16 protein-coding genes are annotated in these 14,563 nt (G+C 36.7%); 10 read left to right on the forward strand and 6 right to left on the reverse strand.

The window, feature by feature from the left end:
* The first annotated feature begins 32 nt into the window (after window positions 1-32).
* The 4 genes from G6R40_RS12160 to G6R40_RS12175 are packed head-to-tail and all read left to right on the forward strand — an operon-like array spanning window position 33 to window position 1,610.
* The gene (locus G6R40_RS12160; RefSeq protein ID WP_165135891.1) at window positions 33-788 is read left to right on the forward strand and encodes a hypothetical protein; all 756 of its coding nucleotides are present in this window, start codon (window positions 33-35) and stop codon (window positions 786-788) included.
* Window positions 742-1,194, forward strand: a complete 453-nt coding sequence (locus G6R40_RS12165) for a DUF5675 family protein (protein WP_228455860.1) — start codon at window positions 742-744, stop codon at window positions 1,192-1,194. The genes G6R40_RS12160 and G6R40_RS12165 overlap by 47 nt, the downstream gene beginning before the upstream one ends.
* Window positions 1,191-1,409: a hypothetical protein gene (locus G6R40_RS12170; RefSeq protein ID WP_317164522.1), complete on the forward strand. Its 219-nt coding sequence runs from the start codon at window positions 1,191-1,193 to the stop codon at window positions 1,407-1,409. The genes G6R40_RS12165 and G6R40_RS12170 overlap by 4 nt, the downstream gene beginning before the upstream one ends.
* 3 nt (window positions 1,410-1,412) lie before the next feature.
* Entirely contained in the window at window positions 1,413-1,610 is a 198-nt protein-coding gene (locus G6R40_RS12175; protein WP_165135894.1) for a hypothetical protein, read from the forward strand.
* Between the two features lie 291 nt (window positions 1,611-1,901).
* On the opposite strand, the gene G6R40_RS15345 is transcribed toward G6R40_RS12175, so the two are convergent.
* Window positions 1,902-2,612 (reverse strand): LuxR C-terminal-related transcriptional regulator, encoded by a 711-nt coding sequence (locus G6R40_RS15345; protein WP_317164523.1) that lies wholly within the window; start codon window positions 2,610-2,612, stop codon window positions 1,902-1,904.
* Window positions 2,613-2,780: 168 nt separating this feature from the next.
* Here G6R40_RS15345 and G6R40_RS12185 point away from each other — a divergent pair, with 168 nt between their 5' ends.
* The 4 genes from G6R40_RS12185 (at window position 2,781) to G6R40_RS12200 (ending at window position 7,828) form a co-directional block, all read left to right on the forward strand.
* The gene (locus G6R40_RS12185) at window positions 2,781-4,670 is read left to right on the forward strand and encodes a hypothetical protein (RefSeq protein WP_165135897.1); all 1,890 of its coding nucleotides are present in this window, start codon (window positions 2,781-2,783) and stop codon (window positions 4,668-4,670) included.
* 79 nt (window positions 4,671-4,749) lie between these two features.
* On the forward strand, window positions 4,750-5,733 hold the full coding sequence (locus G6R40_RS12190) for a hypothetical protein (RefSeq protein WP_165135900.1): 984 nt from the start codon (window positions 4,750-4,752) through the stop codon (window positions 5,731-5,733).
* Window positions 5,734-5,861: 128 nt separating this feature from the next.
* Complete coding sequence (locus G6R40_RS12195; RefSeq protein WP_165135903.1) at window positions 5,862-7,247, forward strand: tetratricopeptide repeat protein; 1,386 nt, start codon at window positions 5,862-5,864, stop codon at window positions 7,245-7,247.
* 65 nt (window positions 7,248-7,312) lie between these two features.
* The gene (locus G6R40_RS12200; protein ID WP_165135906.1) at window positions 7,313-7,828 is read left to right on the forward strand and encodes a hypothetical protein; all 516 of its coding nucleotides are present in this window, start codon (window positions 7,313-7,315) and stop codon (window positions 7,826-7,828) included.
* A gap of 478 nt (window positions 7,829-8,306) precedes the next feature.
* Here the strand turns inward: G6R40_RS12200 and G6R40_RS12205 are convergent, their stop codons facing one another.
* The 4 genes from G6R40_RS12205 to G6R40_RS15350 form a co-directional block, all read right to left on the reverse strand.
* Window positions 8,307-8,879, reverse strand: a complete 573-nt coding sequence (locus G6R40_RS12205; protein ID WP_165135909.1) for a hypothetical protein — start codon at window positions 8,877-8,879, stop codon at window positions 8,307-8,309.
* A 48-nt stretch (window positions 8,880-8,927) separates the two neighbouring features.
* On the reverse strand, window positions 8,928-10,904 hold the full coding sequence (locus G6R40_RS12210; RefSeq protein WP_165135912.1) for a hypothetical protein: 1,977 nt from the start codon (window positions 10,902-10,904) through the stop codon (window positions 8,928-8,930).
* An 89-nt stretch (window positions 10,905-10,993) separates the two neighbouring features.
* Window positions 10,994-11,389, reverse strand: coding sequence for a hypothetical protein (locus tag G6R40_RS12215; RefSeq protein ID WP_165135915.1), 396 nt, complete (start codon window positions 11,387-11,389; stop codon window positions 10,994-10,996).
* Window positions 11,390-11,561: 172 nt separating this feature from the next.
* Window positions 11,562-11,807, reverse strand: coding sequence for a helix-turn-helix domain-containing protein (locus G6R40_RS15350; protein ID WP_165137709.1), 246 nt, complete (start codon window positions 11,805-11,807; stop codon window positions 11,562-11,564).
* Between G6R40_RS15350 and G6R40_RS15200 the strand changes: the two genes are divergently transcribed.
* Both G6R40_RS15200 and G6R40_RS12225 read left to right on the forward strand, forming a co-directional pair.
* Window positions 11,766-12,194: a hypothetical protein gene (locus G6R40_RS15200; protein ID WP_228455840.1), complete on the forward strand. Its 429-nt coding sequence runs from the start codon at window positions 11,766-11,768 to the stop codon at window positions 12,192-12,194. The genes G6R40_RS15350 and G6R40_RS15200 overlap by 42 nt on opposite strands.
* Before the next feature lie 14 nt (window positions 12,195-12,208).
* Complete coding sequence (locus G6R40_RS12225; protein WP_262887648.1) at window positions 12,209-13,054, forward strand: IS3 family transposase; 846 nt, start codon at window positions 12,209-12,211, stop codon at window positions 13,052-13,054.
* Between the two features lie 44 nt (window positions 13,055-13,098).
* Here the strand turns inward: G6R40_RS12225 and G6R40_RS12230 are convergent, their stop codons facing one another.
* On the reverse strand, window positions 13,099-14,508 hold the full coding sequence (locus G6R40_RS12230; protein WP_165135918.1) for a tetratricopeptide repeat protein: 1,410 nt from the start codon (window positions 14,506-14,508) through the stop codon (window positions 13,099-13,101).
* Window positions 14,509-14,563 lie beyond the last annotated feature (55 nt).

Below are 14,563 nucleotides of genomic sequence, written 5' to 3' on the forward strand. Positions count from 1 at the left end.
CACCTGAGCATTAATAAAAAAACTTAAATATTATGGCAAGACAAAAAGGTATCATAAAACTTCATGGTACAATAGGCGATATTACTTTTTATCGTTCCAAAGATGGCTATATGGCCAGAGAAAAAGGCGGTGTTTCCGCAGAGCGTATATTGAATGATCCTGCTTTTCAGCGTACTCGAGAGAATGGTGCAGAGTTTGGACGAGCAGGTAAGGCAGGTAAGCTTTTGCGGAATTCGATACAGGCTTTACTTAGATCTTCCGCTGATAGTAGAATGGTGGGGCGTTTGACTAAAGAAATGCTGAAAGTTATTCAGATGGATGCTACCAATCCTCGTGGTTTGAGAAATGTCATAGATGGAGAGGCAGAACTTTTGGAAGGCTTTGAGTTTAATATTCAAGGAAAGCTAAGTACAACATTATTTGCTCCTATAAGCGCTACGCTAGATCGGGTAACAGGTGATGCTCATATTGAGCTTGCTGCGTTTGTTCCGACAGATTATGTTGTTGCCCCCAGTGGTAGTACTCATTTTAAAATTGTGTCTGCGGCAGTTGAGATTGATTTCGAAAATGCAGTCTATATTAGCGCGCAATCTGAGTCTGCCACGCTTGAGTTGGACAACAATGTGACATCGATAATCCAATTACAAAATGCCTTGACAGCTGGTAGTACACATCCTATGTTCTTGATAATGGGGATTTCTTTTTATCAGGAAGTGAATGGTGAAACCTATGTTTTAAAGAATGGGGCCTACAACGCACTACAGATTATTAAAGTATTGGGAACTTAATATGAAGGTTATGGAATTACAATTATTAAGAACCTATATGTCTAAAGGTACTAATGGCAGATTGTATCATGATGGGCGTGAGTTGTGTAAATGTATAGAGCTGGGATGGCATAAAAATGCTAAGCAACGTTCTTGCGTGCCAGAAGGTGAATATAGACTTTCTAAGCGTTATAGCTCACGGCACGGTTGGCATTTTCAGCTTATGGATGTTCCTGGAAGGAGTCTGATTCTTGTGCATCCTGCGAATTGTGCAGAACGTGAGTTGCTAGGCTGTATAGCTCCTGTCACAGGTCATACTGGAGAAGGGAGAGGCTATTCTTCGCGATTGGCAATGCAAAAGCTAAAAGATTTGCTTTTTCCTATTATGGATCAGGGGCATATTGTTAAACTTTTAATAAGCTCATGATGAATAAGATAATTAAAAGAATGCAGTCACCGACGCCTAAATTTTTTCAGAGTATTCGCAATATCGGTTTAGTCCTAACGGCGATAAGCGGTGTTATAAGTACCGCCCCGATTAGTCTTCCTTTGATTGTTGTAAAGATCGCTGGGTATGTGGCTATTGCAGGGGGTATTGCCAGTGCTATAAGTCAAACTGCAATAAAACAAGAAGAGCGATAAGTTATGTATTATAATGATGTATATCAGCGGGCTAGCACATTGTTCGGAGTAGGTTTGGTGCTTTTGGTTCAGTTTGAGAAGAATGAGGTTTTGAAAACAATTTTGCTAGCAGGCTTGGGAGGTGCTTCTAGTTATGCATTTAGTCAAGTAGTTATGCTAATTATTTTCTTTATTAAAAACCGATGGTTATCTAAGAAATAAAACAAATATTAACAATGGGGCTGCATCTGAAATGGTGCAGCTTTTTTGTTTTCAATCTCGGCTTCGCGCGGTGGGATGGGGGCTAGAGATTGGAGATTGGAGATTGGAGACTGGGGACTAGGGACTAGGGACTAGGGATTAGAGATTAGAGATTGGAGATTAGAGACTAGAATCAAGAATCAAGAAACTGGGGATTGGACACTAGAGATTAGAGATTGGGGACTTGGGATTGGAGACTAGAGATTAGAGATTAGAGATTGGATACTGGTGACTAGAGTTAAGAGCCAAAAATTAAGAAATTAAATCAAAAGCTAAAGCAAAACGCAGCAATTCGGCAAAGGATTTTACATCTAATTTTCGTATAATATTTTTTCGGTGCGTTGCAACGGTTTCTTTTGAAATAAAAAGCTGATCTGCAATTTCGGGTGACGATTTCCCTGCGCTTAGTAATGCTAAAATTTCTTTTTCGCGTTTGGTAAGTAATGCAAATTTCTTGTAATTGCGTGTAATGTATTCATTTTCATCTAACACCCGTTTTACCTTTTCCATCAAGGTACCAACACCATCAATCGGGGTTGAAAGCATAATTAATCTTTGCTGATCCCCCTTGTTGTTTTCCAATAATTTGCATACTGTATAAAACCACTGATGCTTATCAGCTTTGTAAAGTTTTACCCGCTGAAAGAAATTGAGTTGCGTGGTATGATTCCCTTCGCTGCAGTAAGCTAAAAGTTTCGGATAAATATCTTCCAGATCTTCACGGATAAAGAACTGGTCGTAGTAATGTGCCTGCATGGCATTAAGCTCATCCAGTTCCACTCCTAAATGATGGCAGCCCCAGGTATTCATATAGGTAATCTGCTGCGGAACTCCCTCACTTAAACTATGAACCATTATCGAAGCGGGAATAACTTCCGATATATCGGCTATTTCAAAAGAATCTTTAGAGAGATTACGCTCAATCTGGTAAAGCTTTTGCGAAATGTTATCAAATTCTTTCATATTTTAAGGAATAGATAAATATTTTTGGGTAAAACATTCCGAAATATTTTGATTATGGGAATTATAGGTATCAAATATATAAATTTTTATTAAAATACCCTCTAGTGGGTATTGCTTTACGTATTTACCCAAAATACCTTTGATTGATCAATTCTAATTTAGAAAAACATGAACACTATTACTAAAACTATAGCAGGCATTTTTGGGATGATTTGTTTGCTTATCGCAGTAGATGCAAGGGCACAGTCGCAGTGGTCAAATCCAGCAACAGTTGGTTCTCGCCCAGAAGTGGTTCTTTTATACAGTTACCAATGGGTAACTGCTGGGAAAGGACATCAAGATTTAAAAATTGTTTGTAAGAATATAACAACAGACAAAATAAAATTCAAGATTAATTATGAGGTTCATTTTCATAACGGAGATGTAGAACGTGTAGCTTCGGAGAATACGATTGAATTAAAACCAGGTGAAGTTTATGACCCAAAATCTGTTGCAGATTGGGGAGGTGTTTATATGCGTTATTTTCTTACACCAACAGGAGGAAAATATGGCGCAAAAGAAAAGTGGTTTCAGTTTGGAAAAGACAGTTATGGGACACCTTTATATACTGCTATACATAGCGTAATGAATATGAAAATTACAGATTTTGAAAATCTTAGTCTGAAAGAACGGGAAGAAAAAGAAAAATTAGATAAACAGAAGAAAGAAGCCGAAGAGAAAAAGAAAAAAGAAGAGGAAGAAAAGAAACGTAAAGAAGCCGAAACTAAAAATCAGCAAACAACGTCTAAAAAAGAGACATCTAATAATGATACGTCTAATGAAACAACATCAAACAACAAAACTACTGATGATTTTTGGGGAGATGGATCTTCTTCTAAAAAGTCAACAACCTCAAACAATAACAACAAAGACTTGTATCCGAAAGACGAAAATTTTGTTGCCGATTCTAAATTTAAAGATAAGTTGAGTGGCGTTAAAGAAGGAGAATATTTTACTGATGGTGCTGGTGGTTATTATAAAAAAGAATTAGGTGGCGCGCGTAAAGTAGATAAAATGGTTTATGAACGCGAAGCAGCGAATAAGATTTACGAAAAAATGGAACGCCAAGAAGCAGAACGCCAGCAACGCGATGCCGAATTTAAACAAAACTGGGATAATATGAGTACCAGCTTTTATGCGATGTCGGCAGCTAAAGAGGGGATGCGAGATGCTAAAGATTTGGGCAGTGGTTATTCGAGTATTGAAGAACTCAATGCCGCTTTTAATCAAAAAATGCGTCAAGTATCGGCAATGGGTAGTCAAATGCAAGCATCTACTAACCAAGCTGTACAAGCTTATTCAAATGTAATAAGTACAGGTTCCAGTGGCTATGATTACTCAGGATATACCAATGCTATAGGAACTATTGCTTCTGCAATTTCGGCAAATAAAGCAGAAAATGAGGCAAGAGAAGAGCTGAAAAGACAACGCGCAGAAGAAGAAGCACGAATAAAAAAAGTACAATTAGACGCTTTAATCGCTATCCGTACGGAGATTGGTAAAGTCTATACCGAAGGCGGAATGCCGTTAAGTGCACACAAAATAACCGCTCCCGTGTTGTATGTATTTGCCTATAACAGCAACAAAGCCGATTGGGATAAAAACCAAAGCGTACCGATGAGCATCAGCAACATAATTCCTGTTTATCGTTACAGCGACGGAACGTATCCTTATACATCCAATGTAAAGCGAACCTTTGAAAACGCCGGTATCAGCAGTCCGGTTTTAATGGGGTATTTTACCAATAAAAGTGAAGCCGAAAATTACCGCAGTTCCCTGTTAGAGGTTGCACCTAATGCCAAGTTTGCTGTAAAAGAAGTGGAAGTAAAAGTAAAAGAACAAAAGCCAAATACAACAACCACTACTTCGGAAACTGATTTTTGGGGAACAAAAACCGAAACTAAAAAACAAGACAATACCCAAAACACCGAAACCGACTTTTGGGGTACACAAACAAAAGATAAAAAAGCAGAGCCTAAAAAGGAAACAAAAAAAGAAGTTGATTTTTGGAGTAAGTAATTATTCGTAAGTGTTCTGCTTTTCTATTATCAAAAACCTACAATTAAAATCAATTACAAATAGTATACTTAAAAAAAATATGAAACAGTTTTTACAAATTTTAATCTTTTTATGCGTAGCAACAGTTACTTACGCACAAAACCCTACCGAGGCCAAAATGGCGTACCAAATGGCTGAGGAAAAGTTTGATGCCAAACAATATCCCGAAGCGTTGGATTATCTTCAAAAAGCCGAAACCGCTTTGGGCAGTACCAACCCGCCTATGTTGTTTTTAAAGGTTATGATAACCAATCAAATTGTTACCGCCAAAGAAAGCGCAGATAATTACCAAAAGTTAGAAAAAGCCATTGCCGATTTCGACAAACACAAAGACAAAAATGCCCTTGGCGAAGACAAGCTAATGGACGTTTACCGTATAAAAATGGATTTGGATAAACGCAAAAATGCTTACGAAAAAGAAGCAAACCGCACAGCAGATTTACAAAAGCAATATAACGAAATGGTCTATCGCTTAGCTGCGGATTTTCCGATAACAGAAACAACAGTAGGTGATTTTATAGCAAGTGTACCTACAACTTGGGTAAGACCTTCCTGGGGAAGTGGATGGGATACAAGAATTTCAGACAAGGATATTAACAAATTTGTTAATTGGGGAGGAATAGGTCTTCACACAGGTAATGAGAGTAAAACCGATGGGAAATTTTATTTAACCCAATTAAGGACTCATACTCCAGGAGAAGATCGTGTAAAAGATTATAAAATACAGAAAAAAATAAAATGGCACAATAGAGCAAAAAATAATATAGAAAGAAATTTAACTATTGAAGAATTTTGCGAATTTTTAAATATAACGACGAAACAATGGAATGATTTTACAACAGGAGCAAAATCTCTTATTAAAAAAGAAACAAAACCAGAAGGATATAGAATTACTCTTATATCTAATGAAAAGAGAGTAGATGGAGAATATAAAATGTTTCAAATGTATATTTATGGAAAAACATCGGTTATAGATGGAAATTGGGAAGAAATGCGAATTGACATTTTCGAGAATACTCTCTAATTTAACTCATCTAATTTAGACAATCACGTAGATTTTAAATTGTCCAATGTTGAAGTCAATTATATTCAGAGATACATCCACGCACCTTTCATTGGAATTACTTATAACTTAACAAAATAATCAACATCATGAGAAAACTATACACATTTTTAATTTTAATCTTCGCTTTTACGTTTGCCCAAGCACAAAACGATATAAAAGCCCGCATAGAGTTTGAAGAAGCCGAAAAAGCTTTTACAGAAGAAAACTACGAAACAGCTATAAAACACCTAAATCAAACCGAAAAGGAGTTAGGTAGATGGACACCTAATGTGTCGTACCTTAAAATAGAAAGTTTGTATGCTGTTACCGATATGGGAAATTTTGGAGCACCAACTATGCAACCGCTTTACGAAGAAGTGACCCAATATATGGCATACCTCAACAAACTAAAAAGCGATGATGTACCTATGGAAAAATACAAAGTGGTGTACGGCATCGAAAAAACATTAAAGGCTTTAAAGTTGGAAGAACGCCAGAGTGCCGATTTCCAGAAAGCTAAAAAAGAACATGATGCCAAAAACTACGATATTGCCATTCCGCTATACGAAAAATTGGCACAAAAAGGCAATAGCTGGGCAATGCGTAACTTGGGAGTCGTCTATGAAGTAAAAAAAGATAACGAGAAAGCCAAAGAATGGTATTTAAAAGCGTTGGAAAATGACAATGGTGATGCAGCTGAAAAACTCGCCGAAATTGACAAAGATAATGCCCAAAAATATTACGAAAAAGCAACACAATTAGGATATCCTTATGGTTTTTACGGATTGGGTTGGTATGCCGATAAAGATGGTAATGCAACAAAAGCTATGGAATATTACCAGCAGGCAGCCGATTTAGGGAGTGCGGACGGTTTGTTTGGTCTAGCAGTATTATATTATAATAATAAAGAAAATGAAAAAGCAATTTCACATTTTAAAAAATCACAATTAAAAGGTAATCTAACAGCCATATTTAATTTAGGGGTAATTTATTGTAATGGAGACAGAGTTCCTAAAAATCCTCAGGTTGGTATGGAATATTATAATAAAGCAGCAAAAGGAGGGTTTTTGAATGCTATGAAAAACCTTGGTGAAATATACGAGGAAGGGTTATATGATGTTCCTAAAGACGATGAGAAAGCAGCATATTGGTATGAAAAAATGAGTGATATTGACAAAGGTTTGGGATACGAAAAATTAGGTGGTTTATATAGAAGCAAGCAACCGAAAAAAGCCTTAGAATATTACGAAGGAGCTATGAATGCTGGACAGCTTCGGTCAAAATATTTAGTAGCACATATTTATTTTAGTGGAGAGGGAGGCATTACAAAAGATTACGCCAAAGCCATTAAATATTATGAAGAATATTACAACAGCGAAAAGAAAAACGAAAGCTATATAGATAACCTTATCGAAATGTATAACCGTGGCGGTAATGGCATAGAAAAAGACAAAGAGAAAGCTAAATATTGGAAAGATATTAGGAGAAAATAATAACCATTAACGCATTTAATTTCGGCTGTTTAATAGTAACAGATCTTATTAAAAAGTATTAATCAATGTCTAATTCTTCTAACATGAAAACCAATCCGTATCAATTAAAAAACATTGATTTTATAGATTCGATAGCGATTGTTTGTCCACGGTGCAGAAAGAAAGCAGTTGTTTCTGGCGGGCAAGCTGTTAGTAATACGCTTGGTTTTGAAGATGATATACAGTTTTCCTGTATGCAATGTGGGCATGCAATAAAGTATGCTAATACGCCCAAGTTTCCGGTTTTTACGAATAGTAGAGGAATTACAAAATATGCCCGGGTTTTGTTTTTTGATTCGCAAACCGATCCGTACTTCAACTTTCCGTTATGGTATATTATAGAAACGCCTTGGGGCATTATCTGGGCATATAACCTAATGCATTTAGAAGTTATAGAAAATTATATCGCTAGCAAAGACCGAAATAGAAACGGAATTCCCACACAAAACGACAGTATTGCTTCGCGTTTGCCACAATGGGCTAAAAGTGCTAAGCACAGAGAAACTTTATTAAAGTTGATTCGATTAAAAAAAATACAGTGAATTAAAAAAATTAGACGACCATGAAAATAATAATATAAATGCTTGTTTTGGTATTTTACTGTACGAGGGTATAAGCGCAAAATATTACAGCATCGGACTATATCTTTGATGCTACATTGGACAAGTTTAGCTCCCAATGATTATTAAGATGTGTTTTATGGAGACTGGAGACTGGAGACTGGAGACTGGGGACTAGGGATTGGAGACTGGAGATTGGAGACTGGGGACTAGGGACTAGGGACTAGGGATTGGGGACTGGAGATTAGAGATTGGAGATTGGAGACTAGGGATTGGGGACTAGAGATTAGAGACTAGGGATTGGGGACTAGGGATTGGGGACTAGAGATTAGAGACTAGAGATTGGAGATTAGAGACTAGAGTCAAGATATAAGAATTGAGAGGGGTGGGTGGCTGAGCGGCGTCGAAGTCATCGTGTTGTTGGGTACTTCTCAATACGAATATAATTCAGTTAGTCGGTTTAGGGTTTCCAATATGTCCATGCTTTACCGTTGTAGACGGCTAATCTTTTAGCGCCTGTTTTATTAATGTAAACTAACATGCCTGGCGCGGGGTCGATAATTTGGTCTGTACTCTCTATCATTGGCAATACCATGGCTTTGGTATCAGATTCTAAAACCAATGCGCCAGGGTTTGTAGAATTTGCAGCACCGATGACTACTTTAGAATTGGAATTTTCATTAACAGCTAGTGGTTGATGCAATAAGGCTGATGTAACATCGGCTTCGTTGTCACTGCTTAGATCAAACCAACCATCAGGATTTGTCGCATTGATGATACCATTGTAATATTTGACTTTGGCTTTTGATGGGTTGCTTGCATCAAGGACAAATGTACCTGTGCAAACTTCTATGCCTGCGGGGAGTGTTCGTACGTAGGGGAGGATAATGCCTTTTTGTTGGCCAACAGCAAACTCAAGTAAAACGGATGATTTTTGGCCGTTTGGAACTGTGCCTATATTATCTCCAATAATGACTTGTGCATTTGATATTACAACGAGGCCTAAAGCGATGATGCTAATTATTTTTTTCATGATGTTATTTTTTTGATACTAAAGCTACTACGAATATATATAAGTTGCCTATGGACAAGCTGGCGTATTAAAACATTTCCAGGCGCCATCAGCATATAATTTTATGCAATTAAGATCTGTATCATAAACCATCATTCCTTCCTGTGGATTACTTATTTTCGGAGCTATAAAGGATGGCGAAGTTTGGCCTTCGATTTCGACAGTAGATAGTCGGTTGATAACAAAGCCTTTTTTATTTGATTCTATGGCGATATGGCCTGATTTTCTGAGCATTGGCCAGTTGTCTAGGTTTTGTGTGCCTGCTCTCTGTAATAATGTTATTCCCATTTTAGTGTCGGGGCCATTACCTGAGGTAGCAGGATTGAAGCACGGACAAGGGTAGTCTGGTTCGGTCGAACTATAGTAGGAAACTGTTATGATGGAGCCTACTAATCTACATTTTCCTGCTGCTACAGTATAGAAGGCGTAGTAAGTGCCTGGTCCTACTGCTTTGATATTTGTTACCAGTGGACTTTCAGGATCGTTGGCGGTGTGCCATTCAACTTCATTGGGATTATCTTCTAAAATAGCATTTGTAAGATCTGCAGTTTTGTTAGGGCATATTTTTAAATTTTTAACACTTGGGCCTAAGTCTGTACCACATACAATGAGAATGGAAGTTGCATAGCTAAAGGTGTTGGGGTTGGAGCTAGTATCGGTGCCATCGCCCATACTTCCATTGGTTCTGTGGCCAATATAACCGAAGTTTTGTGAGCATTTTTTTACATTCACTGTCGTATGTCCTCCAGTTTCAACAGCGATTACTTCATCTGTTAGGCTAAGGCCATTGGCATTGGTGCTGTTCCCAGGCATAAAAATAGGGTTGTAATAACTGTTGCTTAAAGCTCCTCCAATCATATTGCCACTGTTGGAACCCCAAGCCCATTGTTTGTTATTTTTAGTTAATACATTGATGGCGGCCGAATTGTCATAATTGGAATGTTCATTTGGAGACATCCAAGCTATATTTCCTCCTAAAGTATTGGATCCAGATGTGGCTGTTACTTCTTTCCAGTTGTTGCTAGATGTTGTTGAATTATCGCCTAACTGACGATTGGCATTGTTACCCATGGCATATAGCTTCCCCTCTGTAGAAAGTAAATAGTATGTCTGTTGACTTGCCGATGCTTGCGTCATTCCTATCATTTTGGGAGTTGCGCCACTCGGTAAAGAGATTTCAGTAGCATAGGTCCTGTTAGATGAGGTCGCATTGTTGTTAATATAAGTGCTTGTTCCCCAGGTAAATACTTTGCCTTCGGAGGTTAGAGCTATCAAGGCATTTGGTGTTCCGCGCAGTGCCACCACTTTGTCAAGATTGGGATTGCCTGTGGCTGATGTTTTGACACGATGCCAAATTACATTATTTGTCGCGTTTTGCGTTGAGCCATCCCCGTTTTTTGATCCTAACATTGACAATACCCAAGCTTCTCCTTGGCATGTTACAATGGCTAAGGTTTGATACGAGCCAAACATCATTTTAACATCAGAAGGGGAAACGCCTGCGGGTAGGCCATCTGCCTTGGCATTTATTGTAATTTTACCAAAAGCAGTAGTGCTTTTTATTGTAGAGCTTATTAAAGTGTTTGTATTTCCCCAAGCATATAGTCCATCGGTTGTTAACAGTACAAACTGATGACCAGTGTTGCTTATGCTGCCTGTAGTTGCCTTAAGTGGTGTTCCTGTATAGTTAAAATTGGCATTTCCAGTCCCTGCTTCTATTTTGGTTGGGCTTAATAAATCGGAGGAGCCATTGCTACCACTATTTTGTCCCCAAACTTTAAAGTTTCCATCTTTTTCTTTGGCTATAGAAGCGTGAAAAGAAGATACTAGGTTGTCGTATTCAATTGTATTGGGATCCTGGCTATTGATGTACGCGTTTGAATTACATCCTAAAGTACAAAAGTTCTGGGCTTTGAGTTGAGATAAAAGGCTAGAAGCCATTATAAACATCGATGCTAAAACGAAATTTATAGTATAATTTTTCATTTGGTTTTTTATTTAAAAATTGCAGATAAGCAGGATTATGAGTGAATCACATAAAGCTTTGTAGCGTGGCCATACTTGGTATAAAAGCGCTATGACCAAAATGGAAAGATGTATGCAGTAGTAGCAAGATATACTTTTAGAAATGACAGATTGTAAGCTTTTAAATCTCGATTTTTGTTACTCATTCTCAAATCTTTATTCTGATGAGGTTGAGATCTATTAATGGTATCCGTAGGCTTAGAAAGATATTTTTTTTCAGAATCTAATTCGCCTTTTGAAGCATTCGATTTATTTTTTGAGTTTATGTCGCTTTGGAAAATAAATGAATTGTCTTTGGTAACAATACTTGTATTACTCGAAATGTAAATTTGAGAAGAATACCAATTGATGGATAGTGCAAAAAGTAGTGCGGTGTAATAAATGCCGTTACGCCTGCAATTGTTGGTGATTTTTTTTCGATTAATTTGCTTTTTAGAACCTAACATGTGTCATCATTTATGCTGCAATATTAAGTCGTCATGAAGAGCTTTTGCAAATACATGTAGGTACGAATTCGTGAAAATGCTTGCTTGTTTTTAACCTCTATTAAGCTGGTGTTGTGGTGTTTATGGTGTTTTGGTGTTGGTGGGTTAAGTGCTGGTTTTTTAAGTCTATTTTTTATCCGTTTTCCTTCAAATGCTTGATAAACTCCGAGGGCGAAACAGAAGTTACCTTCTTAAAAGCAGCAGCAAATTTACTTTGTGATGAGAAACCAATTTCTTCGGCAAGGCTTGAGATTTTGTATTTTAAATATTTAGGTTCTTTTTTTAATTTTCCAATGTCCCGTCCTGAAATAGCGATACAAAAAAAATAATCGTTATTATGGAAGAAAGAAACAATTATGTCAAACGCACTCAGCGAGATTACAGTATGTCTTTTAAGTTGAGTGTTGTAAAAGAAATCGAGTGTGGGGAGTTATCTACTGTGGGTGCTTGCCGTAAGTATGGCATCCAATCTCGAAGCACAGTTGTGAGTTGGCTCAGAAAATTTGGTACCTTTGATTGGGAGAACCAAACACCTTCGAATATGCCAAAGTCACCACAACAAAAGATTATGGAGCTTGAAGCTCAAGTAAAACTTTTGCAAAAACAGAAGACCTTTCTTGAAAAACAGGCTTATGTGGCTGATAAAAAAGCCATTATTTTCGATATGATGATTAACCTTGCCGAAGAGGAATATCAAATTGATATACGAAAAAACTCACCACCCGAACTATCGAATCTTTCCGAAGGGAACAAAAAGAAACTATAAGTTTCTCCTGTGAATTGTTCGGGGTTGACCGACAGGTTTATTATCGTCATTTGAAACGAAGAGCAAAGCGGCAACAAAATGCACAGCAGGTTGTGGATTGGGTAGCAGAGCTGCGAATGATTCATCCAAAAATGGGTGGAAAGAAACTGTATTTTCTTTTGAAAGAGAAACTTGAAAATTTAAGAATTGGCAGAGACAAATTCTTTGACTTCTTAAGGGCTAACCATTTGTTAATCATTCCCAAAAGAAGTTATCACAAAACTACCAATTCGTATCATCGTTTTAAGAAACATAAAAATTTGATTAAAGATTATCAATACAAAAAACCAAATAATGTATGGGTGTCGGATATCACCTACTTGGGAAACAGAGAAAACCCAGCCTATTTAAGCTTGATAACCGATGCTTATTCTAAGAAAATCGTAGGCTTTGATGTGTCGGATTCTTTGGCTACAGCATCTTGTTTAAATGCTCTAAAAATGGCATTGAAAAAAGAAAACCCGAAGAGTCTTATTCATCACTCAGACAAAGGTTTACAATATTGTTCCGATGATTATCAAAAGCTATTGAAAAAGCATAAAATCCGTTGTAGTATGACACAAGAATCAGATCCTTATGAGAATGCCATAGCCGAAAGAATCAATGGAATTTTAAAACAGGAATATGATATTGATAAATTTAATGTAGATTTGAATACAAGAAAGATTTTGGTCAAACAAACCGTAGAGATTTATAATGAGTTAAGACCGCATTTGTCAAACTATTATTTAACACCGATGCAAATGCACCAGCAACAAGATTTAATACCAAAATCGTACAAAAAGAAAAACAGTACAAATACGAATATATGTACTGTTTAAAATAAAATTTTATTGGTCTAATCCTGTATCATTTTTTCAGGACGTTACACAATGATGTAATTAATCCTGAGACCATTAATGTAATTGTTAAAATCTTTTCCTTTGTGGGTATTAATGACATAGGAAAGATATTTGGTATTGGTGTCAAAATTGGCTGCAAGAAAGGGCAAAGAAATGCTGTTCTGAACAAATTTGGACGATGATTCGAAGTTCTCGAGCTGGGAAAGTATTTTTTTTTCAGTGGCATCTGTCATTAGACTTTGCTGTGTATTGCCGTTATTTTCCTTGCTGATTTCTTCTGAGCGGGCGTCAAGTGGATTGGGGCTTGGCGTGTTTTGTTTAGAATAATCTATGTTGTCAAGTATTTCTTGGATTTTTTTAAACTTCTGTTTTTGACGTTTTTTATAAACACACAAATACATCACAACACACAAAAGAATAACAAAGATAATAATTGAAACCATTGTTTTCTCTTGCGACTTTATCGCCATCTGTTCATTTTCCTTTTGTAAACCGGTGTAAGAAGAATTTATAAATTCTACCGATTTGTCGCGTATTTTTTCGATGACAGAATCTTGCTTAGTTTGTGTTTCCTGGACTTTGTCAATATCTTTTGTGAGGATATAAAAATCTTTTGACGTCTTATAGATTTCATTTTTTAAGCTCAGATAATTAGATTCTTTTGCAATAAGTTCTGCTTCTTTCAGGTTTTTTTCAGCCTTTTTGACATCTTTTTGTTTGATGTACACATTGGCCTTTCCATTATACAAAAGTGCAGTATAATAGTTTTTGGGTAAGTTTTTTATACGGTCCAATCCTAGGTCGTAGTACTCAAGAGCTTTGGCAAAATCATTTAGGTAAAAATAATTTAATCCCAAGAGCTGGTCGTTGTTGGAAGATATAAAGGGATTATTTTGTGATGTGAGATCAAAATAATGTTGAGACGATTTGATTAATTCAATTGATTTTAAATAATTCCTTTGATTCAATTCGTAATATGCCTGTTCTTGCTTGATAAAGCCTATTGTTTGGTTGTAGAAACGTGGGTTATCTATATTGTTCAGAGCCTTTATGCTTTCATCAATATGTATTTTTGATTGATCAAAAAGGCCCAGATTTCTATATTGTGTAGCTAGAAAACCAGCAATTTTGGCCTTCCAAATGTCCTCGTCTCTCTCCGAAGTAAGCTGTTTCGCTTGTAAGGCGTAATTGACAGCCTTGTTGACATTGCCCGATTGTTGAAATAGCGATGCTGATAGCATGAGACTTCGGATTTTGAAGTATGGCGTTTCAGAAGTTTGGTATAATGAATCTGCAATTTGCAGCGCTTTAGGGAAGTTTTTTTGAGAAATATCGAGATAGGTGGTTGTGTAGATACGGTTGTATTCTTCATAATTTTGAGCCCTACTAGTCATGCTTGTAAAAAAGAAGATTGTATATAATAGATACCTCATTAATAAAATGTTTTTTGTAAAAATTACGAAATCGCAAATATATATTACGTAGGCC

The sequence above is a fragment of the Chryseobacterium sp. POL2 genome, from assembly GCF_011058315.1.
In the GTDB taxonomy this organism is placed as follows: Bacteria; Bacteroidota; Bacteroidia; order Flavobacteriales; family Weeksellaceae; genus Soonwooa.

Excerpts from the sequence above, each read along its gene's own strand:
- G6R40_RS12230 (WP_165135918.1), bottom strand. The coding sequence starts at position 14,508 with ATGAGGTATCTATTATATACAATCTTCTTTTTTACAAGCATGACTAGT.
- G6R40_RS12185 (WP_165135897.1), top strand. The coding sequence starts at position 2,781 with ATGAACACTATTACTAAAACTATAGCAGGCATTTTTGGGATGATTTGT.
- G6R40_RS12200 (WP_165135906.1), top strand. The coding sequence starts at position 7,313 with ATGTCTAATTCTTCTAACATGAAAACCAATCCGTATCAATTAAAAAAC.
- G6R40_RS12175 (WP_165135894.1), top strand. The coding sequence starts at position 1,413 with ATGTATTATAATGATGTATATCAGCGGGCTAGCACATTGTTCGGAGTA.
- G6R40_RS12160 (WP_165135891.1), top strand. The coding sequence starts at position 33 with ATGGCAAGACAAAAAGGTATCATAAAACTTCATGGTACAATAGGCGAT.
- G6R40_RS12165 (WP_228455860.1), top strand. The coding sequence starts at position 742 with ATGGGGCCTACAACGCACTACAGATTATTAAAGTATTGGGAACTTAAT.
- G6R40_RS12215 (WP_165135915.1), bottom strand. The coding sequence starts at position 11,389 with ATGTTAGGTTCTAAAAAGCAAATTAATCGAAAAAAAATCACCAACAAT.
- G6R40_RS12205 (WP_165135909.1), bottom strand. The coding sequence starts at position 8,879 with ATGAAAAAAATAATTAGCATCATCGCTTTAGGCCTCGTTGTAATATCA.
- G6R40_RS12195 (WP_165135903.1), top strand. The coding sequence starts at position 5,862 with ATGAGAAAACTATACACATTTTTAATTTTAATCTTCGCTTTTACGTTT.
- G6R40_RS12210 (WP_165135912.1), bottom strand. The coding sequence starts at position 10,904 with ATGAAAAATTATACTATAAATTTCGTTTTAGCATCGATGTTTATAATG.
- G6R40_RS12190 (WP_165135900.1), top strand. The coding sequence starts at position 4,750 with ATGAAACAGTTTTTACAAATTTTAATCTTTTTATGCGTAGCAACAGTT.
- G6R40_RS15200 (WP_228455840.1), top strand. The coding sequence starts at position 11,766 with ATGGAAGAAAGAAACAATTATGTCAAACGCACTCAGCGAGATTACAGT.
- G6R40_RS15345 (WP_317164523.1), bottom strand. The coding sequence starts at position 2,612 with ATGAAAGAATTTGATAACATTTCGCAAAAGCTTTACCAGATTGAGCGT.
- G6R40_RS12170 (WP_317164522.1), top strand. The coding sequence starts at position 1,191 with ATGATGAATAAGATAATTAAAAGAATGCAGTCACCGACGCCTAAATTT.